The following is a 23,489-nucleotide window of genomic DNA, read 5'->3' as shown; positions in this document are numbered from 1 at the left end:
GTTAAAATAAAAAATTAAAAAATTAAAAATCAATAATTTATGATTTTTTTGATGGGTTTTTGTATAATTAAAAACTACATAATGATGGGTTTTTGTAATAACAGATAATTATTGATACAAAAAAAATAAGTTTAATATTGTCATGAATCAATAATTAACTAACCAAAATTTTCAGAAATATGAAATTTACAAAACTACGATTCTTTTGTTTTTTGTCAATTCTATTCTCGATGGCCACACACGCTCAGGAAGTGTCTATTTCGGGAAAAGTGTATGATGAAGGTGGCCTGCCCATGCCAGGTGTCACAGTTTTAGACCAGCAAAGTTCGCGGACAGTAGCCACGGACATGGATGGTAAATTCCAAATCAAGGCCGATTCAAAAGGCACTCTGGTTTTTACCTTTATCAGTTACCGTAGTGTTACGGAAAACATTAATGGACGTACTACCATTGATGTTAAAATGGAACCGGAAGCCCAAAGTCTTAACGAAGTGGTCGTTGTGGGATATGGAACGCAGAAAAAAAGCGTTGTTACTGGTGCAATTTCCAGTGTAAAAGCAAAAGATATTGAAAACCTGCCGATCACAAGGATTGAACAGTCCCTGCAAGGACGTGTTGCCGGCGTGATGATTTCACAAAATGCCGGACAACCTGGATCTGCATCTACAGTGCGTATACGTGGTATTACTACACTTAACGGTGGTAACGACCCTCTTTATGTGGTGGATGGCGTGGTACTTGAGGCCAGCGCGGTAAGTTATCTCAATCAATCCGACGTTGAGTCAATAGAAGTACTTAAGGATGCCGCATCAGCTGCAATTTACGGTACAAGAGGCGCATCCGGTGTTATCCTGATTACCACCAGGAAAGGAAAAAGCGGCAAATTGACCGTAAGATATAATGGTTACGCCGGAACGTCTAAAGCGGCAAGAAAGCTCGACCTGCTTAACGCGACTCAATATGCGACACTCATCAATGAAGCCCTTGTCAACGGAGGCGGCGACATCAGGTATCCTAATGCTTCTACCTTGGGGGAAGGAACTGATTGGCAGGAACAGATCTTTAACAAAAGTGCACAACGTACCTCTCATGAAGTGAGCCTGAGCGGTGGCAATGACAATTCGAATTTCTATCTTTCTTATGGTATCCGTGATGAGGAGGGAATTGTCTCTACAGCGATTTCAAACTACAACCGTAAAAACTTCAGGATTAATTCAGAACACAAATTCGGGAAGATTTTTACATTCGGCGAAAATTTCGGCTATGCCCGGGAAAAAACAGTCGGATTGGGAAATACGAATAGTGAATATGGCGGTCCTCTTGCTTCCGCTATCAACCTTGACCCTGTAACACCGGTAATACAAACTGATCCAGCAGAATTAGCACAGAGCCCATATACAATCGCAACGGTTGTCAGAGACGAAAATGGGAATGCTTATGGAATTTCTCCTTACGTAGGAAATGAAATCACCAATCCTGTTGCTTACCAAAAAACACGCCTGGGTAACTATAGCTGGGCCGAAAATATTGTAGGAAACGCCTACCTTCAAATGGAGCCTGTCAAAGGTTTGAAATTGAAAACAAATTACACCTACAAGAAAGCGAATTATGGGGATTACAGTTTTACACCAATGTATTATCTTTCTGCTGTATGGGTAACACCCCGAAACAACCTGTTCAAGTCGACAAACACCACTGAAGACTACCAGATCGAAAACACCATCTCCTACTCTAACGACATAAAAGGGCACAACTTTACAATATTGGCTGGTCAGGGTGCCTATCAATATGGTAAGGGTGGCGGCCAATGGGTCAGGTACAACAATCAGCCTACAAATGACTATAAGGAAGCTTCCTTTGGCTGGACCACACTACCCGCTGATATTGAAGCTGCGGGATATACATTCACATCACATAAGTTGGCTTCTCTTTTCGCAAGGATTAACTATGATTACAATGAAAAGTACCTCTTGACCGCTACCATAAGGAGGGACGGCTCGACAAGGTTTGGTTCAGACCATAAATACGGTAATTTCCCTTCTTTCTCGCTTGGATGGGTACCTACCAAAGAAGCATTCTGGCCTGAAAACAAAGTATTGACACAGTTGAAATTAAGAGGGAGCTGGGGTGTAACCGGTACCGATGTATTGAGGGATTTTGCCTATGCACCAATCATACAATCCTCGAATAATTACCCTGTTGGTTCAGATGGAAACGTCATTGTAGGAAGCTCACCGCTTTCAATCCCTAACCCTGGATTAGCCTGGGAAGAAACTACACAAACCGATTTAGGATTGGAATTCACCCTGTTCAACAACCTTTATATCAACCTGGATTATTACTACAAGAAAACGACAGGCATTTTGCGTGATATCGAACTACCTGGTTATGTGGGAGCCACAGTGAATCCAGTAGGCAATGTGGGCTCAATGACAAACAGGGGGTTTGAGTTGGAAATGAACTACCGCAAAAAGTTTGGAGATTGGACAGTAAACCTAAGCGGTAACATGGCTACATTGAAAAATGAAGTCACTGGAATCAGTCCGGGTATCGACTTCCTGAACGGCGAAAGGGTTCAGGGCACCGCATACAACATCACAAGGGTGGAAGTAGGACAGCCATACAACGCTTTTTACGGCTTTGAAACCAATGGTATATTCCAAAACCAGGCGGAAATAGATGCTTACACCAACTCTGCCGGAGTAATGATACAGCCAAATGCGGTTCCTGGGGATTTCAAATGGAAAGATCTTGACGACAATGGTGTCATCAATGATAAAGACCGTGACTACATAGGCAATCCGTTCCCGGATATTACTTATGGACTGACACTGAATGTGGCTTATAAAGGTTTCGATTTACTTGTTTTTGGACAAGGTGTAGGCGGAAACCAGATTTATCAGGGATTACGCAGATTGGATCTGGGGATGGCACCAAACTTCCAGACAGCCGCATTAGGACGCTGGACAGGAGAAGGCACTTCAAACACGTATCCGAGACTAACCAGTGACGACAAAAACGGAAACTTCACAAATCCTTCCAATTTCTACCTTCAGGACGGTGACTATTTCAGGATCAAGCAAATACAATTAGGGTATTCACTGCCTAATGACATTATAGGCAAGGCTGGGCTGGACAAAGTCAGGCTGTTTGTTACCGGGGAAAACCTCTTTACTTTCACCAAATACACAGGATATGATCCTGAAATCGGTGGAAATGTATACGGTATCGACCGCGGATACTATCCACAGGCCAAGTCATTCATGTTTGGTGTGAACCTTCAATTCTAAAATAAAAATTGTGAAAATGAAAAAATTAAAATACTTTTTAGCCATGTCAGCCCTTATTGGGGTGGCATTTTCCTGCAGCGAAGATTTTATTACGCTACAGCCTGAGGGTTCAGAACTTGAAACCAGTTACTATACTAACGAAACAGAAGCCTATTCCGCTTTGATTTCCGTTTATGACATCATGAAGAAGCATACCGGAGGTTTCGAAAATATGGTAACATTCCTGAATGCAGGGTCAGATGATTTCTACGCAGGCGGCGGCGGCGCCAATGACGGTACCGGAATCCAGTCGTTTTCGAACTACAGCCTGAGCCCTGCTACAATGCCAAAAAGCTACTGGAGCGATTATTTCCAGGGTATTTTCCGTGCCAACCTTTTCCTTTCGAAAATTACCGGAATTACAATGGACGAAAATAAAAAAGCGAGATTTATCGCTGAAGCGAAAGGATTAAGGGCTTATTATTATTTCGAACTCGTAAGGACATTTAAAAATGTTCCTTTGTTCACGGCACCTATTGATCCTCTCACGATTTATGATGTAGAACAGGCTACTCCGGAAGAAGTCTATGCTCAGATTGAGACAGACCTTACAGAAGCCATGGACGTATTGCCTGCGACCCTGAATATCGCTAGTGAGGGCGGCAGACTTTCAAAAGGTGCCGTACAGGCATTACTTGGAAAAGTATACTTGTATGAAGGGAAAAACAGCCAGGCTGCAGAGCAGTTTGCAGTGGTAAACGGAACCCCTGGCGGAACCAGCGTTTATGGATATCATTTACTTGCCAGTTATGGTGATCTTTGGAATCCTGCAAACAAATTCAATGCAGAATCCATCCTTGAAGCCGTACACGTATCTACCAGCCGTGCCACATGGGACAATTGGGGATCCGGATCAGACGAAGGCAACTCTATGTCACAAATGATCGGACCACGTGGTTTCCAAAGGATTACAAATGTCGCTCCTGATCTTGCCGGCGGCTGGAGTTTTAACACCGTGACCGATGACCTTTACAATGCTATGGAAGGAGACCCACGTTTTCAATACACTATCCTTGATATGGAAGCGTTATCAGCAGCAGGTGCTGCAGGCTATTCTCCAGGTTACATGGATACCGGGCACTTCCTGAAAAAGTACCTTCCTTTGACTACGGATCGCAGTACTTCAGGCGGTACTATAGAACTGAACTATGGTATCGATTCATACATCATCAGGCTTGCCGACACTTATCTTATGGAGGCTGAGGCTCTGGGCGGATCTGGCCAACGTGCACAGGCCTTGCTGGATGCCGTACGCGCTAGGGTAGGATTAACTTCTGTACCTGTTTCCATACCTGCAATCATGAGCGAAAGGCGTTTGGAACTTGCAGGTGAAGGCCACCGCTGGTTCGATTTAGTACGCACGGGACAAGGACCTGCGGTTTTAGGACCTGCAAAAGGTTTCACTGCGAATAAGAACGAAATCTGGCCGATTCCATTGACAGAAATCGGGAACACCAAAATCCTCCAAAATCCAAATTATTAATCATTAATATATCAGATAATGAAAATAACAATAAGAAAAATATCGTTCCTGATGTTCGCTTCTATGGCAATCGGATCATTTTCCGGATGCTCCCCTGATGAAACAGGAAGCGGAAATAGCTTGGTTGAAACCACTCCCGATGCCTCATTTACGATTACGAATCCTTCTGCGAATCATTATTCATTTCAGGCAGCAGATTTACAAGCGATCTCTCACAAGTGGAATTTTGACGATGGAGTTCCTCCTTCTATCGGTTCGGACAGGGAAGATGTATTTTTCCCTGATGCCGACACTTATATCATTACGCATACTGCCGGTGGTATAGGAGGCAAAACGGCTTCAATAAGCCAGCAGATTGTTGTTACAACACCGGATCCTGTTTCAGGAAACCTGCTTTTGGGCGGAAAATTCAAGACACAGGCCGATATCGACAAATGGACCATTGTAAATATCAGCGCTGCCGATGCAAGCGTTACCCTTACTCCGGGAACCAACGGCAGCTTTGGTAGCGCCACTTTTATCGGCGACAACTACCAGCAAAAAGGAATTTACCAAAAAGTAACGCTGCAGGGTGGTAAGGAATATAATGTAGATATGGTGGTCAAAAGCGACGCAGGCATCAGTTATACCTGGTTTGAAATTTATATCCTGAACGAACAGCCTATGGACAACCACGACTATGGAGGGGATAAAATTTTACGCCTGAGCAGTTGGGATTGCGGCAACAACGTCCCTTCTCCTTTTAATGGCACGCTTTCCTCCTTAAACTGTGAAAACGATTCGGGAACGGCCACTAAAAAAGGAATCGTTAAGGTGGAAACCACAGGTGACTATTATTTCCTTATCAAATCAGGGGGTGATACAAATTCGGTCATATCGGCAACCAATATTTCCCTGCGCGGAAAAGCAAATTAATAAGTTAAGTTTGAGTTAGTTTAAAATAGCCTGTAACCTTTCCGGGTTATGGGCTATTTTTAAAAATTACTCCCGCAATACAATCATCTTAAAACCATCATCAATAAACAAACGAATGAGAAAAGACCATATTAAAATATTGTGCCTTTTATTTTCGGCTATGGCTTTCGCGCAGCCAAAGAAAAAGCAATCAATCAAAGCCTTCTCTACAGCCGGAAGAAGCATCACTGTGTATACGACCGCTGAAAATTCCAGTTCAAAATTATCAGAAACCCAAAAACTGGAATTTACAAAAGCAGAACAACCTGTAGAAAAGGAAATTTCCGTTTTTGTGGAACCCAAAAAACAGTTCCAGACTTTTATGGGGATTGGCGGTGCCATTACTGATGCCAGCGCCGAAGTTTTTGCCAAATTACCTAAAGACAAACAACAGGAATTCCTCAATGCGTATTATTCTAAAGACAAAGGCATCGGTTATTCGCTGATGCGAACCACAATACACAGCTCTGATTTCAGCAGCGGAAGTTATACGTACGTACAGGAAGGCGACAAGGACCTGAAAACATTCAGCATCGACCACGACAGGCAATTCAGGATCCCGCTGATTAAAAAAGCCACCGAAACCGCCGGCGGAAAGCTATTGCTGTACGCAAGCCCGTGGAGCCCGCCGCCATTCATGAAAAGCAACAAAACCATGCTCCAGGGCGGCACCTTATTGCCCGAATACGATCAGGCCTGGGCCAATTATTTTACGAAATTCATCAAGGCTTATGAAAAAGAAGGCATGCCGATTTGGGGAATATCCGTGCAGAATGAGCCTATGGCAACGCAAACCTGGGAATCCTGCATCTTCACTGCCGAAGCGGAACGCGATTTCCTGAAAAATTACCTTGGGCCAACCATGGCCAGGGAAGGATTGGGCAGCAAAAAAATCATCGTCTGGGACCACAACCGCGATTTGATGAACCACCGTGCCAATGTGATTTTCTCTGATCCGGAAGCCACAAAATATGCGTGGGGAATGGGATTCCACTGGTATGAAACCTGGGCGGGCGGCGAACCGATGTATGACAATGTGCAAAAAGTACATGAGGCTTATCCTACCAAAAACCTGATTTTCACTGAAGGCTGCGTTGAAAAATTTGATGCTTCAAAATACCAGCTTTGGGCAAATGGCGAAAGGTACGGTGCCTCGATGATCAACGACTTCAATAACGGGACCGTAGGCTGGACCGACTGGAACATCCTTCTGGACCAGACCGGCGGACCGAACCATGTAGGCAATTTCTGCCTGGCCCCTATCCATGCCGATACGACCACAGGCGAATTGATTTATACGCCATCATATTATTACATCGGGCACTTTTCAAAATTTATCAGGCCGGATGCCAAAAGGATCAGTACGGTAGCGAGCCGCAGCCAGCTTTTAAGCACGTCGTTCCTCAACACCGATGGCAAGATGATCACCGTGGTCATGAACCAAAGTGCCGCCGAAGTCACCTACAATCTTTGCGTCGAAAATAAAAAAGCATCGGTAACCATTCCTGCACACGGCATCCAGACACTGGTGTATTAATCGTTACAACAACCAACTACTATGAAAAAGATATTTTTAATACTTCTCATTTCCGTTAGCACTTTCTCGTTCGGGCAATTTTTGCACCGCGACGGACAGAATATTGTCAATGGGAGTGGGCAGAACGTCATCCTGCGCGGCCTCGGACTCGGCGGCTGGATGGTCCAGGAAGGCTATATGCTGCAAACCGATGCTTTTGCCGGGTCGCAGCATAAGATCAAACAGAAGATCACCGACCTCATCGGGGCTGCAAATACGGAAGAATTCTACCAGGCATACCGCGACAACGGTATCACCAAACGCGACATCGACTCATTGGCGGCCTGGGGCTTCAATTCCATCCGTTTGCCGATGCATTATAATTTGTATACCTTACCGATTGAGCAGGAACCGGTTGCCGGCCAGAATACATGGCTTGACGAAGGTTTTACGATGACCGACAACCTTTTAAACTGGTGTGCCGAAAACAATATGTACCTCATCCTCGACATGCATGCTGCTCCGGGCGGACAAGGACATGATGCCAATATTTCAGATTATGATGATACGAAACCTTCGCTGTGGGAAAGTCAGGCAAATAAGGATAAGATGATCGCGCTTTGGCAAAAACTGGCCTTGCGTTACAAAGACAGTCCGTGGATCGGGGCTTATGACATCATCAATGAGCCTAACTGGAATTTCGAAGGCGCGAACGCGAATGGCTGTGCAGAAAACAACAACATCCCACTGAAAAACCTGATGGTCGCAATCACTCAGGCCATCCGTCAGGTCGATACGAACCACCTGATTTTTATCGAAGGAAATTGCTGGGGGAACAACTACAACGGCATCCTGAGCAGCGGCTTATGGGATAATAATATGGCACTGAGTTTCCATAAATATTGGAATTACAACACCCAGGCATCGATCCAGGGCATGCTGAATTACAGGACGCAGCTCAACGTTCCCATTTGGCTTGGCGAAAGCGGCGAAAACTCGAACGTCTGGTTTAAAGATGCCATTTCACTGATGGAATCAAATAACATTGGCTGGGCCTGGTGGCCAATGAAAAAAATCGACAATATCGCCGGGCCCGCTTCGGTTACAAAAACCCCGGAATATGGCGTACTGCTCAATTACTGGCAAAATGGCGGCACAGCACCTACCGTAACTTACGCCAAAAATGCGCTGATGCAAATCGCTGAGAATTTTAAGATGCAGAACGTCACCCTTCGCCGCGATGTGATCGATGCCATGTTCCGCCAGGTACAGACTTCAGAAACCAAAAAATACCGCAACCATCCGCTGCCGGGAAAAGTCTTTGCTACCGAGTTTGACATGGGGCACAATGGCGTGGCCTATTTTGACAAAGACATTGCAAACTACCGTACCGATACGGGTACTTTTGCGGCCTGGAACCAGGGCTGGAGCATGCGCAACGACGCTGTGGATATTCAGCCTGCTACAGACAGTCCTTCAAATGGCTACCAGGTCGGCTTCCTGGAAACGAATGAATGGCTGCTTTATACGCTGGATGTTGCTGCAGATACCGCTTATGATATTGATATCCGTTATGCCACACCGTCATCAACCGGCAAAATTTATCTTGAAGATGCTGCAGGGCGCATTTCTGAAAGCATCACGCTTCCCGGAACCGGTGGCTTTGCAACTTGGGGCATGGTGACGCTTACGGATGTCATCCTGAAACAAGGCGTTAACAAAATCAAAGTATACTTCGAAAGCGGGAATTTTAACCTGAATTACCTCGACTTTAAGAATCCGCACAGTCCATCTGCAGTAGCGTTAAAGACCATTGATGCTGCCACGAATATCTTAGGCGATAAAATAAACGTTGCTTTTAATAAAAGCCTCGTTACGGGAATCGATTTTTCCCAAAGCAATTTCCAGCTGAAAGTGAACGGAAATGCCGCAGCCATTGCTTCCATTGCTTTCAAACCAGGAAGCACCACAACAATCAGCATCAAACCTGCAACGGCAGTAAATGCTTCAGATGTGATTACCATATCGTACAATGGCACCAACATTATTTCAACAGACAATTCACCACAAACTGTTTTTACAGATAAACCGGTCAAAAACAATGTTGGGAACATCATCGGGATTTCCGGGAAAATCGAAACTGAGAATTTTTTTTCAAACAGCGGACTCACGATCGAAACCACAACCGATACCGGCGGTGGCTCTGATATGGGATATACCGACAGCGGTGACTACCTCGAATACCTTGTCAATATCGGAGAGGCGGGAAATTACAAAATCGACTACCGCACTTCGGGAGAATCGGCTACAGGAAAAATCAAATTTCAACTGATTAATGAAACAACAACTGACATCCAAACCGTTACCCTTCCTCCTACCGGCGGCTGGCAAACCTGGAATACGGTGGCCTCACAGGCGGCACTTCCTGCCGGGCGTTATATGGCACGGTTTACGGTCGTCGATCCCGGCTTCAATTTCAACTGGGTAAACCTGAACCTGATCCTTGCCGACGATGATAACGACAACGTATCCAATAACCACGACAACTGCCCGAATACGCCCGAAACGGATGTGGTGGATTTCAACGGCTGCACGATTTTCAGTCTGCCTTTCAACAATTTTTCCATACAAAACACAGCTGAAACCTGCCGCAGTGCCAACAACGGCAGCATCAGCATCACATCTGTAGCAAATCATCCATTTCTGGCTACCTTAAGTGGCGTTGTGAATAATACTACCAATTTCACTGCAAATACGGCTTTCGAAAACCTTTCCGCAGGCACCTATTCGCTTTGCATCACCATTCCAACCATCCCCACTTTTAAAAGATGTTACTCCATTGTTGTGCAGGAACCTACGGATCTTGCTGTACTGTCAAGGCCGTCTGCAGAAGACTATAGCGTTACCATTGATCTGGCAGGAGGTAGTGCTTATCGCATCAATCTGAATGGCATCGTTTATGCCACAAGTGAAAATGCCATTACCCTAAACGTAAAACCAGGCCTGAACATACTTGAAGTAAAAACCGATAAGGATTGCCAGGGCGTATTCCGTCAGGAATTTATGGTGGATGATACGCTATTGGTCTATCCAAATCCGGTGAAGGACGGATTGCTGTATTTTTCGGTTCCGCCACAGCAAAACCAGGAAGTCAGCCTACAGGTATATTCGATGATCGGCAAACGCGTCATTGACAGCACGTTCCCTTCAGGCGAAAGCCAATACGCAGCCAATATCGGTGCACTTGCCGCAGGGACTTATACGATAAAAGTCATTTCAGGCAATTCGATTTACAATTCTAAATTCATCAGGCAATGAAAATAATATCAAAATATATATTTGCAGCCGCTTGCTTTTCCTTGTTAAGCTGCGGTGGCGGAGGTGGCGGAGGCGGAGAAAGCGAAGGGGAAAACCCCGTTGCCGCCATACTCATTTCACCCATCAACAATTCAGAATGCCTTTCGGGTCAAAATGTATCTGATACGCAAAGCAAAATAACCTTTGAATGGAACGCATCCGACTTCACCGATGCTTATTCGGTTTACGTCAAAAACCTGAACACACAACTCACAACGCAGTATGAAGCCGGCGCAGGTACGACGCTCGATGTCACACTGCCTAAAAGCACGCCTTTCTCGTGGTGGGTGATTTCGAAATCTACAGCCAGCAGCCAGACCGCCATCAGCGAAAAAAGGAAGTTTTACAATGCCGGCGATGGCGTGGTCAACTACGCACCTTTCCCGGCGGAAGCCATCGCCCCGGGCAACAGCAGCTCGGTTCCCGGACCAACGGTGAATTTCCAGTGGAGCGGCAGCGATGTCGACAATGATATCGTGGAATACAAACTGTACCTGGATACTAACAACAATCCGTCGACCTTAAAAGGCACGACTTCCACACAAAACCTGAATGATATTCCGGTTTCCGGGAACACTACCTATTACTGGAAAGTGGTTACTAAAGACCAGTCAGGCAATACGTCAGACTCGCCGATATTCCAGTTTAAGGCTTTATAATTGAGATTTTTATTTTTTTGTTTTGGAGCCTCGCTGAAAAGTGGGGCTTTTTTGTGCATTTTTATGGCGTGCCGGCGCTATGAAACACTTCCGCTGCCTTCGGGCAATTGCAGCGCCGTCGGGCTGTTTGCTATAGTCCTCGCCTTACAGGCTCCGGGCTGCCGCTTCCATCCCTCACGCGGTGATCCGTTCAAGATGATGTCGCTGTTCAAAACCTAAACTTCGTAACTTTACATCTCATCCGTCACACATGGCAAACAACCATTTCTATTCCCGGCTGGAATTACACCAATCAGGCATCTCTGAATTGCTCGGCGATGAAACACTGTTCAGCAGCGTTCCCGAAGACTGGCACGTCGTGATTACCGATATCAAAGGGAGTACGCAGGCAGTAATGGACAACCGGCATGAGCAGGTTAATTTCATTGCCACGGGCAGCATCGTTACGGTACTGAATATCGCTTTCAGTATGAATGTTACCATCCCGTTTTTCTTTGGCGGTGACGGGGCCACTTTTATTATCCCGGACAGCATGATCGACAGGATCATGAAAGCGCTTACGGTTTATAAGAACAATACGCTCGAAAATTTCAACCTCGAACTGCGTGCCAGTAGTGTCCCGGTTCAAAAACTGCATACGGATGGGCATCAGATCCGGATTGCACGGTTCAGCAGTTCGGCCAATTTTGCCATTCCGATTGTTTTAGGCAACGGATTGAATTACGCAGAACAACTCATCAAAGGCGACCATTACATTTTTAATCATCCCGATGTCGGAAAAGAAGACCTGGACCTTAATGGCATGCAATGCCGTTGGGACAAGATTCCGCCACCGGAGGACAAGGAAGAAATCGTAACGCTGCTCATCATCGCGCGCGAAGTCTCCCAACAGGCAGAAATATTTAAGCGCATCCTGAATAAAATCGACGAACTTTATGGTGATCCCGAAAAGCGCCAACCGATATCCATCGCCAAACTCAGGCTGAAGACCACCTTCAACCGCCTGGGCATGGAGATGCGTCTCAGGATCGGGCGCATTAAAATCATTGAGCTGATACAGCACTGGATTTTTACAGGCTTCATATACTTTTATTTCAAGACCCGGAACGGAAAAAAATACCTCAAAAGCCTCGTCGAAATGTCGGACACCCTTGTTATGGACGGCAAGATCAACACTGTAATTTCAGGCACCAGGAAACAAAGGGAGTCGCTCCAGGAATTATTGGACCACATGGAAGCGAACAATGAAATTGTTTACGGCATGCATCTAAGCAATGCCTCGATTATGTCCTGTTATGTCCGGGATGTCAAGGACGACCATATACATTTTGTAGATGGTTCTGATGGCGGATATACACAGGCTGCGAGGATGTTGAAAGAAAAGTTAGGGAAGTCCGAAAGACCGAAAGCTTGAAGCATAAAAAAGGAGGACTGGTTTCTCCCTTCAAACTAAAAATTACAACTTTCGGTCTTCCGGACTTTTCTAACTTTCCCGACTATAACAAAAAAAGCCCCGCTTTTCACAAAACGGGGCAAACCAAAAACACAAATCACAATCATTGCCAGCCGCCGCCTAAGGCCCGGTAAAGCCCGACATTGGCAGACAATCTTTCTTTCCTGATCGCAGCCAGTTCCAACTCCGCCTGCAGCAGGTTGCTTTGCGCCACAATCACTTCAAGGTAAGTCGCCATGCCATTTTTGAAAAGCAAATTGGCATTTGTGATTGATTTCTTTAATGTGCCGACGCGCTCGTCGGCGATGGTATATTCTTTCTCCAGTTTATCTATGCTCACCAAAGCGTTGGAGACTTCGCTCACGGCCACGATAACCGTCTGCTTAAAATTTAAAATCGCCTGTTCGCGCTCGGCCTTGGCCACTTCGTATTGTGTCCTCAGCCTTTTGCCATTAAACAATGGCGCGGTTAAACCACCGGCTACAGTCCCAAAGAGTGAGGCCGGAATATTAAACCAATTGTTCAGTTCAAACGAATTGACGCCGGTGGCAGCGGTGATATTCAATGACGGATACAGGCTTGCTTTTGCAACACCCACTTTAGCATTGGCCACATCTACTGCAAGTTCCGCACTTTTCACATCAGGGCGTTTGCTGAGCAATTGCGCCGGGATCCCTGCTGAAAGGTTTTCCTGTATGGCTAGATTGTTCAATAGGCTGCTGCGTTCCTGCGATTGCGGAAACCTTCCTGCCAATACGCTGAGCGCATTTTCCTGGATCTGTATCTGTTGTTCGATTTGCGGAATAAGCTGCGCGGCAACAAGGCGTTGCGCCTCGGTTTGCTGTTTTGCCAGAAGCGTCACCTGCCCGGCATCGTATTGCAGGCCTACGACAAAGACGGTACTGTCACTCAAGGTCAGTGTTTTTCTTGCAATTTCGAGCTGGGCATCGAGCATCAACAGGTCGTAAAATCCATTGGAGACATTAGCTACAACGGCTGTTTGCAATGCTTTCTTCGCTTCTTTGGTTTGCATATATCCTGCCAAGCCACCTTTTTTGCGGTTTCTAATCTTACCCCAGATATCGGCTTCCCAGGAAAGGTTCAGCCCGGCGGAATAATCCTCAAGATGCTTCTTGCCTAAAAGCGCGTTCGTACTCTGTCCGTTTAAACTATTTTCTGAAAGCCGGTTTGTAGCCGCATTGGCATATGCATTGACTTGTGGAATATTGCCCAATCGCGCCTGCTTGTATTGCAGGTTTGCAATTTCGATGTTCTTTTCGGCAATCTGTAAATCGTTGTTTTTTGCCAAAGCTTCGTCAATCAGTTGGGTAAGGTCATTCTCCCGGAAGAATGACTTCCATCCGATGTCGGCGATGTTGGTAGTATCTGCGGAAGCGTAATTCCTGAAGTTATCCGGAACGGCAACCGTATTATCCTGGCTCCAGCTACTTGCCGTCGTGGCCAGCAAAAGCAATAAAATACTCCTTTTGATATTTATATTGAAATTCAAGTTCATGATTTTGGTTTATTAATGTGAATGCTTTTCGTTGTTCAATACTGCCAATGGCACCCCGGTCACTTTTTCCTGTAAATACTGGAAAATGATGAACAATACCGGGATGATGAAGATCCCGAGGACTACTCCTGAAATCATGCCGCCCGCAGCACCGATACTGATCGAATGGTTCCCTAAGGCAGACGGCCCTGTGGCGCGCATCATCGGTATCAACCCGACGACAAACGCGAAGGAGGTCATGATAATCGGGCGCAAACGGAGCTTGGCAGCTTCAAGTGCTGATGCCAGCAGTGATTTACCTGCACGTCTTCTTTGCAGCGCGTATTCTACAATAAGGATGGCATTTTTCGCCAGCAACCCGATGAGCATAATCAAAGCGACCTGTACATAAATGTTGTTCTCGATCCCGGTCATGCCAATGGCTGCAAACACCCCGAAGATACCTGTCGGGATAGACAGGATGACCGCGGCAGGCAGGATGTAGCTTTCATATTGTGCCGCCAGAAGGAAAAACACAAACAGTAAGCTCAGCCCGAATATCATTGCCGACTGACCTGAAGAGGTGATTTCTTCGTTGGTCAAGCCTGAAAATTCAATCGTATACCCTTTAGGCAATTTGGTTTCGGCCACTTCCTGAACGGCTTTAATGGCAGCTCCCGAACTGAAACCCGGTTTGGCGATGGCATTGATCCCGATGGAACTGAACAGGTTGTACCTTGAAGCAGTTTCCGGACCGTTGACATGTTTAAGCGTCACCAGGGAACTTACCGGCACCATTTCGCCGAATTTGTTTTTGACGAAAATATTATTCATCGATTCAGGCGATGTCCTTGCTGCAGCATCGGCCTGTACCATGACGCGGTAATATTTCCCGAAACGGTTGAAATCCGACGCCTGGGCACTACCGTAATACGTTTGCATGGTTTGCAGGATATCCCTGACGCGCACGCCGAGTTGTTCTGCTTTTACATCATCCACTTCCATTTCCAATTGTGGGAAATCTGCCTTGAAACTCGTGAAGGCGACGGCAATCTCAGGACGTTTGAATAATTCGCCTATAAACGCATTGCTGACACCGCTGAATTTGCTGATGCTTCCGCCTGTTTTGTCTTTCAATACAATATCGAGGGCATCGACGTTGCTGAAACCGGGAACGGTCGGGAACGTGAATACGAAGAAATTGGCACCTTTCACCCCAGCCAGCCTGCCGCGCACATCGTTCATGATGTCGTTGATGTCCTGGAGTTCACCACGCTCTTTTGCTGGCTTTAACAGGATAAATGCAACTCCGGCTGAGGAACTTGTAGAACTTGTGAGCATGTTGAAACCTGAAATGATGTTCAGTACTTTTTTCGATGGCAGATTGCCTAAGGTCCCTTCGACTTCCTTCATCACAGTCTGGGTCCTGTCTAAAGATGCTCCCGCAGGCATCGACATCGATATGGCGATGAACCCCTGGTCTTCAGATGGTATGAATCCTGTTGGCGTGGTTTTCACCATATATACGGTGGCTAAAATGATTACTGCCAATCCACCAAGGCTGATTGATTTATATTTGATCAGGAAACGAAGGCTTTTAACGTATTTGTCCGTCAGTTTGTTGAAGCCGCTGTTGAATCCGATAAAGAATTTCTCTTTGAAACTTTTTGGTTTCGGTTCCGCATGCCCTTCAGAAGCGTGCCCATCATGAGGCAAGTCTTTTAAGAACAAGGCTGCGAGTGCCGGACTTAAGGTAAGTGCATTGACTGCGGAAATGACGATCGCAATGGCCAGTGTAAAGGCAAACTGTCGGTAAAACACACCGGTAGAGCCTTCCATAAAACCAACAGGCAAGAATACCGCCGACATCACCAAGGTTATCGATATGATGGCTCCGGTGATTTCGCTCATCGCAGAAGTCGTCGCCGCTTTGGCTGAGAGCCTTTTGCTGTGCATTTTCTCATGGACCGCCTCGACGACTACAATTGCATCATCGACTACAATTCCGATGGCCAGAACCAAAGCGAATAACGTCAGTAAGTTCACCGAAAACCCGAAAATCTGCATGAAGAAGAACGTTCCTAAAATCGAAACCGGAACCGCGATGGCAGGAATCAAAGTTGCCCTGAAATCCTGAAGGAACAGGAACACGACAAGGAATACCAATATAAAGGCTTCAATTAAAGTTGATTTTACCTGAGAGATGGACATATCCAACGAATCCTTCGTATTGTAAAGGATCAGGTGCTTCACATCTTTCGGAAAATCCTTCGAAGCCTTTTCCATCATCTCACGAATGGCAATCTGTACGTCGCTGGAATTCGAGCCGGGCAACTGGAAAATACCAATATTCAGGCCTTGTTTCCCATCGATGCGCGTACCGCTTCCATAGGAATACGAACCGAATTCGATGCGGGCGACATCTTTCAACCTCAACACAGAACCATCGGCATCGGAATGGATTACGATGTTTTCGTATTCGCCCGGATTGTTCAGTTTTCCTTTGTATTTTATCACATATTCAAACGCCTGTTTGCTACTTTCGCCAAACCGGCCTGGAGCCGCTTCAAGGTTTTTGTCCTGGATGGCTGCAAGGACTTCCTGCGCGCTTATTTTGTAATTCGCCATTTTGGCCGGATTCAGCCATACCCGCATGGAGTAATCCTTATTTCCTCCAAAGATGATGGCCTGCCCTACTCCCGGAATCCTCTTGATGTCAGGGATGATGTTGATCTGCGCATAATTGTTCAGGAACGTCTGGTCGTATTGTGCTTCATTATCTGAATACAGATCGACTACCATCAAAAGGCTGTTTTGCTTTTTGGTGGTTTGTATTCCCGCCTGGACGACTTCGGCGGGCAATTGGCTTGTAGCCTGTGACACGCGGTTTTGTACGTTTACAGCCGCCTGATCCGGATCGGTACCAAGCTTGAAGTTTACGGTAATCACTAACGAACCGTCATTACTCGCGGTAGAACTCATATAGCTCATGTTTTCCACGCCGTTAATGGCTTCTTCAAGCGAAGGCGCCACAGAGCGCAATACGGTTTCAGCATTCGCACCCGGATAAAGGGCCACCACCTGTACCGCCGGCGGTGCAATATCGGGGAATTGTTGTAAAGGGAGCGTGGTAAGCCCTATGGTTCCCAGGATCACTATAAGAATAGCGATGACTGTCGACAGTACTGGCCTGTCAATGAATTTCTGTAACATGTGTATGGTTTTTAGTGAGTTAGCTTATATTTTGGCTACTGATTTTTTAGGTGTTTCAGGATTAATTACGGCCCCGTCAGGTAAATTTTCGAAGCCTTTTAACACTATGCGGTCACCGCTCTTGATCCCGTCTTTTACCAAGTAATTATTTCCGCTTTTACCTGAAATACTGATCGGTTGCCTGGCTACGGCGTTCTTTTTATCAACGACAAATACATACAATTTGTCCTGTATTTCCACGGTGGCATCCTGCGGAATCACAATCGTGTTTTCCTGGGCCATGCTGATCCTAACTTTTCCGGTATTTCCGGAACGCAGCAATCCGTTTGCATTCGGGAATTTGGCGCGCAATGTAATCGCTCCGGTCGTTTTATCGAACTGCCCGTCGACCATGTCGATTTTCCCGTTTTGCGGGTAAACTGATTCATCGGACAACACCAGCGAAACCGGCGGCAGGTTTTTCAACTTGTCATTAATGGTCGCGCCGTTGTGGCTTGACTTAAAGTTGATGAAGTCATTTTCACCCAAAGAAAAATAGGCGTACACTTCTTTTGTATCCGAAACCCTTGTCAAGGCTTCCGGATCGGCAGTCCCAACAAGGCTTCCCTGTTTCTTCGGCAGCCTTCCGATGTAACCGCTTACCGGCGCTTTAATCAAGGTATAATCCAGGTTGATTTGTGCAGCGGCCACTGCGGCTTTTCCTGCAGACACATTGGCTTTGGCAATACCTACATTGGCTTTGGCAGTTTTCAATTGATAATCGGAAACGACTTTATTTTGTGTCAAAGGCGTCAGTTTATCGACTTCCAATTGAGCATTTACCAAAGCAGCTTCGGCAGCATTTAAACCGGCGACCGCATTATTGAGTTGCTGGCGGTAAACATTGTCATTGATCTTGAATAAAGGTGATCCCTGGTTTACATACGCCCCTTCATCAACATAAATTTTATCTAAAGTACCATTAACCTGCGGACGGATCTCCACATCGTTTTTACCCTGTATGGCCACAGGAAATTCAGTATCGGTCGAAGCCGATTGGAGCGCCACGTCCAAAACAGGCAGCGTCGCCGGGGGAGCAGTTGGTGCGTCTTCATTTTTATTGGCACAACCGATTAAGATTAAAGCCATCAGGCTTAAGGAAAGCATTGTTTTCATATGATTATTGATTTGTGATTTCTAATTTATTATTCTGGAATGATTGTTTCAAAATTATAGCTGATTGTCAGCATTTTAGTGTTAATTTTACAGCGTTTTCCTGAAATACTTATTCCGAAAAGCTGCTGCCCGATGTTATCATTTTGTTATCTTTTCTGAAATAAACGTTCCAGAAAAGGGTAAAAAAACTATTTGGTAATACTCTTAATCAGGAATTCCGACATCTTCTTAATCGATATTGGGTTGCCGTGTAAAATATAGGCCTGCTTCCATCCCGTAAATGTCGTCATGATATATTCTGCAACCAGTGCTGCATCCTCCCTGCTGTCCAATTCCTTATCATCGATGGCTTTCTGGACCAGGCTGGTCAGGAATTCGAGGTACATCTCATTGTTCTTGTTCAAAAGGTTCCGCACCTGTGCATCTTCCGGGGCAATTTCAAAAATGGTCTTTACACCCAGGCAGCCTTTCTCACAATCCACCACCCACGCCGCCTTGTCACGGATTATATTAATGATTGCCTGCAACGCCGAAGTTTCCCTGGCCGCTTTCGCCTTCACTTCCGCCATTCCGGCTTCTGCATAATTGCTGATGCATTTCAGGAACAGGCAGTGCTTGTCGCCTATCGTATTGTATAAACTGCTGCGGTTGATCTGCATCGCTTCCACCAGATCCTGCATTGAAGTACCATGATAGCCTTTCTCCCAAAAGACGTTCATCGCCTTTTCGATTGTTTCAGCCTCATTAAATTCTACAGTGCGTGCCATGATGTGGAAATTTCTTTGGCAAAGATAAAAACTATTTTGGAACAACCATTCCAAAATGAAATATTTTTTTTATTTTTTTTTTGCGTGCCGGCAGCGTATCAAAACCTAAGTAAAATTAACGCTTCCCGCAGCTGCCGTCGGGCTGTCCGCTATAGTCCTCGCTCGTACCTCGCTGCGGGCTGCCGCTTCCATCCCTCACGCAGCTACCGCTTCGAAACCGGCAACACCGATATTTGAAGTAACCGAATTTCATTACAATATATTAATCACGTCAATTCATAAATTGATTAAATTTACAATCCTGCCAACGCCGCAAACCGCAGCGTCGGTACCTAATTTAAAATAACCACTCAAATAATTATGGAAACAAAAAGCACAAAAGCCTTCGGCACCGATGCACCCGAAGCAGACCTAAAACCATTGACCATCCAGCGCCGCACCGTAAACCCGACCGACGTTGAAATCGAGATACTCTACTGTGGTGTCTGCCACTCCGACTTGCACACGGCCCGCAACGACTGGGGCTGGACAACATATCCGGTAGTTCCGGGCCATGAAATCGTTGGACGTGTTACCAATGTAGGCAGTGAAGTGACCAAATTCAAGGTCGGCGATTTAGCCGGTGTCGGTTGCCTCGTTGATTCGTGTCAAACCTGCAACAGCTGTAAACAATCCCTGGAGCAATATTGCCAGAATGGTTGGGTGGGCACTTACGGCGGACACGATAAATACCTTGACCAGCCTACACACGGCGGTTATTCTGAAAGCATTACTGTCACAGAAGGCTTTGTTTTAAAAGTCCCTGAAAATTTAAACCTTGCCGCTGTGGCACCGTTACTTTGCGCCGGTATTACGACATGGTCGCCGTTGAGGCACTGGAACGTTGGCAAAGACAGTAAAGTGGCGGTGGTTGGACTGGGCGGTTTAGGCCATATGGCCATCAAACTCGCAAAAGGACTGGGCGCATCGGTCACTTTATTTTCGAGAACCCCGGGTAAAATCGAAGAAGCCAAATCGCTTGGTGCTGATGAAGTCATCATCTCTACCGACGATTCCCAAATGGAATCCGTTGCCGGAAAATTTGACGTGATCATTGATACGGTACCGTATGTACATGACATCAATCCGTACGTTGCCACATTAAATATCAGCGGAACATTAGTGCTAGTGGGTTATTTAGGCGGTTTGGACCCAATCTTAAATTCTGTCCCTATGATTTTGGGAAGGAAATCCGTTGCGGGTTCATTGATCGGAGGGATTAAGGAAACCCAGGAGATGCTTGATTTCTGTGGGGAGCATAACATCGTTTCAGAAATTGAAATGATTAAGATGCAGGATATCAATGAAGCTTATGAGCGGCTTTTAAAAGCGGATGTGAAATACCGTTTTGTGATTGATATGGCATCCTTAAAAAGCTAACATTAATTGGCCAGAAACTTTAAAAAAAGAAGGAAAGCAGAATGAATTCTTTTGAGATAAATTTAACCATTAAGGAATTTTTCTTATTTCCTCAGTGGTTAAATTTGGTATAATGCTTTTCGATAATCATTAAAATATAATCATGTTAGACATCGTAATTGAGTCCCGGACTGCAGCGATCAGCGAATCCATGAAAGTGCAGCGGATCCTGCCATTCCGGCAACGAAGGATGATCGGGCCTTTTATCTTCATGGATCATGCAGGACCCGTTTCAAACCTGCCTGCTAACCCTAAGTCACTCGATGTACTGCCCCATCCGCATATCGGCTTATCAACGGTGAGTTATTTATTTGGTGGACAGGTCACACACCGCGACAGCCTCGGCGTAAAGCAGATCATCCGTCCGGGAGAGGTCAATTGGATGACTGCAGGAAGCGGCATTTCCCATTCCGAAAGGTTTGAAGATCCTGCGGCTCTGGTCGGTGGACTGGAAATGATACAAACCTGGGTTGCTCTGCCTGAAAAAGACGAGGAAGCCGATCCGGAGTTTGATAATTACAGCGCAGACCGCCTTCCTGTTTTTACTGATAAAGGCATCTGGATGCGCCTCATTGCCGGTGAAGCATATGGTTTAAAAAACGACGTTAAAACAAAATCGCCCATGTTTTATCTTCATGTTGTATTGCAGCAGGGCGCAAGATTCGGATTACCCAAAGAACATTCCGAAAGATCGTTTTATATCGTGAATGGCAGTGTGGAAGTATCGGGCGTGAAGTATAGCAAAGGCCAGATGCTGGTTTTTACCAAAGGGGTCGATCCACTGATCATCGCGTTGGAAACCGCTACACTGATGCTGCTTGGCGGCGAGCCTTTGGGCGACCGTTACATCTGGTGGAATTTCGTATCCTCCCGAAAAGAACGCATAGAACAGGCAAAAGAAGATTGGAAACAGGGGCGTATCGTATTGCCCCCAAATGACAACCTGGAATACATTCCGTTACCCGATGACCCTTCGAAACCGGCGGGCGGACCAAGGCCGGATCCGCTGTCGTGAATGTTCCCCAATATTTTTTTTACGAATTCAGGAGTGATCTTTTTTCGCATTCTTTATTTCTAGCAATATTGTTTTGGAAGATAAGAGAGTAACTTCGCTGCTGAAATGGGTTTGGCGCATGACTTATAAATGCCGAAATATTTATAAACGCCAGAAAATATGAAACTGCGGAGCAAATCATTAATCCAGATGGAAACCCTAATCCTGCTGATAATAATTAAAGAAATGAGTCGCCGATAGACATTGATGAATTTAATAAACACAAAGCAATTTTGAAAATGAAATCAGGAAAGAGCAAGGTGTTGTTGAAAGGCAATATTTAATGGTCTTAAGATTTTTAAATAGTCGAAATGAAAAATATAATAATTTTATTTGGCCTGTTGTTGATAGCAACTTGTAGAGGGCAGCACATAACTAATTCAGAGCCGTATTACGATACGAAAAAATTTATTTCGATAGATACCGATTTTGTGCGGAACTTAAAATCAAAAATTATTATCGCCCAAAAAGCTGCCTTAAACAAAGAGACGCAACGATTTATTGATTTGAAGATTCAAGATAACCAATATAAGGACTTGCTCGATGCGCTGGTTTTAATGGATGAATTATTTGTACCTGGAATTAATGAGTCAATGTGGGGAGAAATTATCGCAAAAAAGAAGAATTCGAATAAAGTCGATGAAATTTACATCATCAGTATTCAGTTAAGCGGTGACGAGATTATAAATAGCAATGCTGTGATTATTAAAAATTTTGACGGAAACACCGAGATATATGCCTCAGGCATGAAACCAAAATCCGTTTTTAGCGATGACATTTTACTTTTCACGGAAGAATTCATGTTAAATCTGCCTTATTCGTTCGATAACAAAACACCAAATTTATCAGGGCATTTTTCTATAAGCAAAATAACTTCTTCAGGGGCTAATGAATATCAGGTTACTTCTGCAATGGCTAATGAGATGTTGGATTATCAGTATGAAATCTTGAAGAAGTTTTATTTTTCGAAATAGGAAAACAAGTGATAGGTGCATTAGTTCACAAAAGCAGTGCTTTTACAGGGATTAACTGCGTTGATCCCACGTGGAGTTGTCTTCACGAAAACAAAAGCCGTTAGCACGGCTTCACTTTTTTTTATTTCCATCAGCTTACGGAAGCAAAGCTTTGACGGGATTAGCTTCGCTGATCCTTTTTGGGGGAGCCTGCACAAAAAGCAAAAAGCCGTTGGCACGGCTTCACTTTTTTTTCCATCAGCTTACGGAAGCAAAGCTTTAACGGGATTAGCTTCGCTGATCCTTTTTGGGGGAGCCTGCACAAAAAGCAAAAAGCCGTTGGCACGGCTTCACTTTTTTTTTCCATCAGCTTACGGAAGCAAAGCTTTGACGGGATTAGCTTCGCAGATCCTTTTTGGGGGAGCCTGCACAAAAAGCAAAAAGCCGTTGGCACGGCTTTACTTTTTTTATGTCCATAAGCTTACGGAAGCAAAGCTTCCGATGCTGCCGGAAATAAAAAAAGCAGAAACTTTCGTTTCTGCTTTTTGTGGGCGATGAGGGATTCGAACCCCCGACCCTCTGGGTGTAAACCAGATGCTCTGAACCAACTGAGCTAATCGCCCTGAATGCGAGTGCAAATATA

14 protein-coding genes and 1 tRNA gene are annotated in these 23,489 nt (G+C 45.4%); 10 read left to right on the top strand and 5 right to left on the bottom strand.

Annotation, left to right across the window (positions count from 1 at the left end):
- Positions 1-230: 230 nt before the first annotated feature.
- The 7 genes from HYN49_RS06505 (at position 231) to HYN49_RS06475 (ending at position 12,712) form a co-directional block, all read left to right on the top strand.
- Positions 231-3,290: a SusC/RagA family TonB-linked outer membrane protein gene (locus tag HYN49_RS06505; RefSeq protein ID WP_245892282.1), complete on the top strand. Its 3,060-nt coding sequence runs from the start codon at positions 231-233 to the stop codon at positions 3,288-3,290.
- A 16-nt stretch (positions 3,291-3,306) separates the two neighbouring features.
- The gene (locus HYN49_RS06500; RefSeq protein ID WP_108903361.1) at positions 3,307-4,812 is read left to right on the top strand and encodes a RagB/SusD family nutrient uptake outer membrane protein; all 1,506 of its coding nucleotides are present in this window, start codon (positions 3,307-3,309) and stop codon (positions 4,810-4,812) included.
- A gap of 18 nt (positions 4,813-4,830) precedes the next feature.
- On the top strand, positions 4,831-5,727 hold the full coding sequence (locus HYN49_RS06495; protein ID WP_146185059.1) for a hypothetical protein: 897 nt from the start codon (positions 4,831-4,833) through the stop codon (positions 5,725-5,727).
- A 115-nt stretch (positions 5,728-5,842) separates the two neighbouring features.
- Entirely contained in the window at positions 5,843-7,303 is a 1,461-nt protein-coding gene (locus HYN49_RS06490; RefSeq protein WP_108903359.1) for a glycoside hydrolase family 30 protein, read from the top strand.
- Between the two features lie 21 nt (positions 7,304-7,324).
- Complete coding sequence (locus HYN49_RS06485) at positions 7,325-10,600, top strand: carbohydrate-binding protein (RefSeq protein WP_108903358.1); 3,276 nt, start codon at positions 7,325-7,327, stop codon at positions 10,598-10,600.
- Positions 10,597-11,298, top strand: a complete 702-nt coding sequence (locus HYN49_RS06480; protein ID WP_108903357.1) for a fibronectin type III domain-containing protein — start codon at positions 10,597-10,599, stop codon at positions 11,296-11,298. The genes HYN49_RS06485 and HYN49_RS06480 overlap by 4 nt, the downstream gene beginning before the upstream one ends.
- 250 nt (positions 11,299-11,548) lie before the next feature.
- Complete coding sequence (locus tag HYN49_RS06475; RefSeq protein ID WP_108903356.1) at positions 11,549-12,712, top strand: DUF3095 domain-containing protein; 1,164 nt, start codon at positions 11,549-11,551, stop codon at positions 12,710-12,712.
- A 142-nt stretch (positions 12,713-12,854) separates the two neighbouring features.
- Here HYN49_RS06475 and HYN49_RS06470 read toward each other — a convergent pair whose 3' ends face one another.
- The 4 genes from HYN49_RS06470 to HYN49_RS06455 form a co-directional block, all read right to left on the bottom strand.
- Positions 12,855-14,261, bottom strand: coding sequence for an efflux transporter outer membrane subunit (locus HYN49_RS06470; protein WP_245892280.1), 1,407 nt, complete (start codon positions 14,259-14,261; stop codon positions 12,855-12,857).
- An 18-nt stretch (positions 14,262-14,279) separates the two neighbouring features.
- Entirely contained in the window at positions 14,280-17,459 is a 3,180-nt protein-coding gene (locus HYN49_RS06465; protein WP_108903354.1) for an efflux RND transporter permease subunit, read from the bottom strand.
- 24 nt (positions 17,460-17,483) lie between these two features.
- Positions 17,484-18,614 (bottom strand): efflux RND transporter periplasmic adaptor subunit, encoded by a 1,131-nt coding sequence (locus tag HYN49_RS06460; RefSeq protein ID WP_108903353.1) that lies wholly within the window; start codon positions 18,612-18,614, stop codon positions 17,484-17,486.
- Positions 18,615-18,802: 188 nt separating this feature from the next.
- Complete coding sequence (locus HYN49_RS06455) at positions 18,803-19,381, bottom strand: TetR/AcrR family transcriptional regulator (protein ID WP_108903352.1); 579 nt, start codon at positions 19,379-19,381, stop codon at positions 18,803-18,805.
- A 360-nt stretch (positions 19,382-19,741) separates the two neighbouring features.
- On the opposite strand from HYN49_RS06455, the gene HYN49_RS06450 reads away from it, so the two are divergent.
- From HYN49_RS06450 to HYN49_RS06440, 3 genes are all read left to right on the top strand, one after another.
- A complete protein-coding gene (locus HYN49_RS06450) occupies positions 19,742-20,800 on the top strand; it encodes an NAD(P)-dependent alcohol dehydrogenase (RefSeq protein ID WP_108903351.1) in 1,059 nt (352 codons plus the stop codon).
- A 142-nt stretch (positions 20,801-20,942) separates the two neighbouring features.
- On the top strand, positions 20,943-21,854 hold the full coding sequence (locus HYN49_RS06445) for a pirin family protein (protein ID WP_108903350.1): 912 nt from the start codon (positions 20,943-20,945) through the stop codon (positions 21,852-21,854).
- A 350-nt stretch (positions 21,855-22,204) separates the two neighbouring features.
- Complete coding sequence (locus tag HYN49_RS06440) at positions 22,205-22,867, top strand: hypothetical protein (RefSeq protein ID WP_108903349.1); 663 nt, start codon at positions 22,205-22,207, stop codon at positions 22,865-22,867.
- A 527-nt stretch (positions 22,868-23,394) separates the two neighbouring features.
- On the opposite strand, the gene HYN49_RS06430 is transcribed toward HYN49_RS06440, so the two are convergent.
- A tRNA-Val gene (locus HYN49_RS06430) sits at positions 23,395-23,469 on the bottom strand.
- Positions 23,470-23,489: the final 20 nt, after the last annotated feature.

The sequence above is a fragment of the Flavobacterium pallidum genome (assembly GCF_003097535.1).
GTDB classification, from domain to species: Bacteria; Bacteroidota; Bacteroidia; order Flavobacteriales; family Flavobacteriaceae; genus Flavobacterium; species Flavobacterium pallidum.
Note: the sequence above shows the minus strand (reverse complement) of the source record. Positions and strands in the feature narration are given on the sequence as shown.

What these genes read in the sequence shown, in the direction of transcription:
- HYN49_RS06505 (WP_245892282.1), top strand. Translation starts at nt 231, where the DNA reads ATGGCCACACACGCTCAGGAAGTGTCTATTTCGGGAAAAGTGTATGAT.
- HYN49_RS06500 (WP_108903361.1), top strand. Translation starts at nt 3,307, where the DNA reads ATGAAAAAATTAAAATACTTTTTAGCCATGTCAGCCCTTATTGGGGTG.
- HYN49_RS06495 (WP_146185059.1), top strand. Translation starts at nt 4,831, where the DNA reads ATGAAAATAACAATAAGAAAAATATCGTTCCTGATGTTCGCTTCTATG.
- HYN49_RS06490 (WP_108903359.1), top strand. Translation starts at nt 5,843, where the DNA reads ATGAGAAAAGACCATATTAAAATATTGTGCCTTTTATTTTCGGCTATG.
- HYN49_RS06485 (WP_108903358.1), top strand. Translation starts at nt 7,325, where the DNA reads ATGAAAAAGATATTTTTAATACTTCTCATTTCCGTTAGCACTTTCTCG.
- HYN49_RS06480 (WP_108903357.1), top strand. Translation starts at nt 10,597, where the DNA reads ATGAAAATAATATCAAAATATATATTTGCAGCCGCTTGCTTTTCCTTG.
- HYN49_RS06475 (WP_108903356.1), top strand. Translation starts at nt 11,549, where the DNA reads ATGGCAAACAACCATTTCTATTCCCGGCTGGAATTACACCAATCAGGC.
- HYN49_RS06465 (WP_108903354.1), bottom strand. Translation starts at nt 17,459, where the DNA reads ATGTTACAGAAATTCATTGACAGGCCAGTACTGTCGACAGTCATCGCT.
- HYN49_RS06460 (WP_108903353.1), bottom strand. Translation starts at nt 18,614, where the DNA reads ATGAAAACAATGCTTTCCTTAAGCCTGATGGCTTTAATCTTAATCGGT.
- HYN49_RS06455 (WP_108903352.1), bottom strand. Translation starts at nt 19,381, where the DNA reads ATGGCACGCACTGTAGAATTTAATGAGGCTGAAACAATCGAAAAGGCG.
- HYN49_RS06450 (WP_108903351.1), top strand. Translation starts at nt 19,742, where the DNA reads ATGGAAACAAAAAGCACAAAAGCCTTCGGCACCGATGCACCCGAAGCA.
- HYN49_RS06445 (WP_108903350.1), top strand. Translation starts at nt 20,943, where the DNA reads ATGTTAGACATCGTAATTGAGTCCCGGACTGCAGCGATCAGCGAATCC.
- HYN49_RS06440 (WP_108903349.1), top strand. Translation starts at nt 22,205, where the DNA reads ATGAAAAATATAATAATTTTATTTGGCCTGTTGTTGATAGCAACTTGT.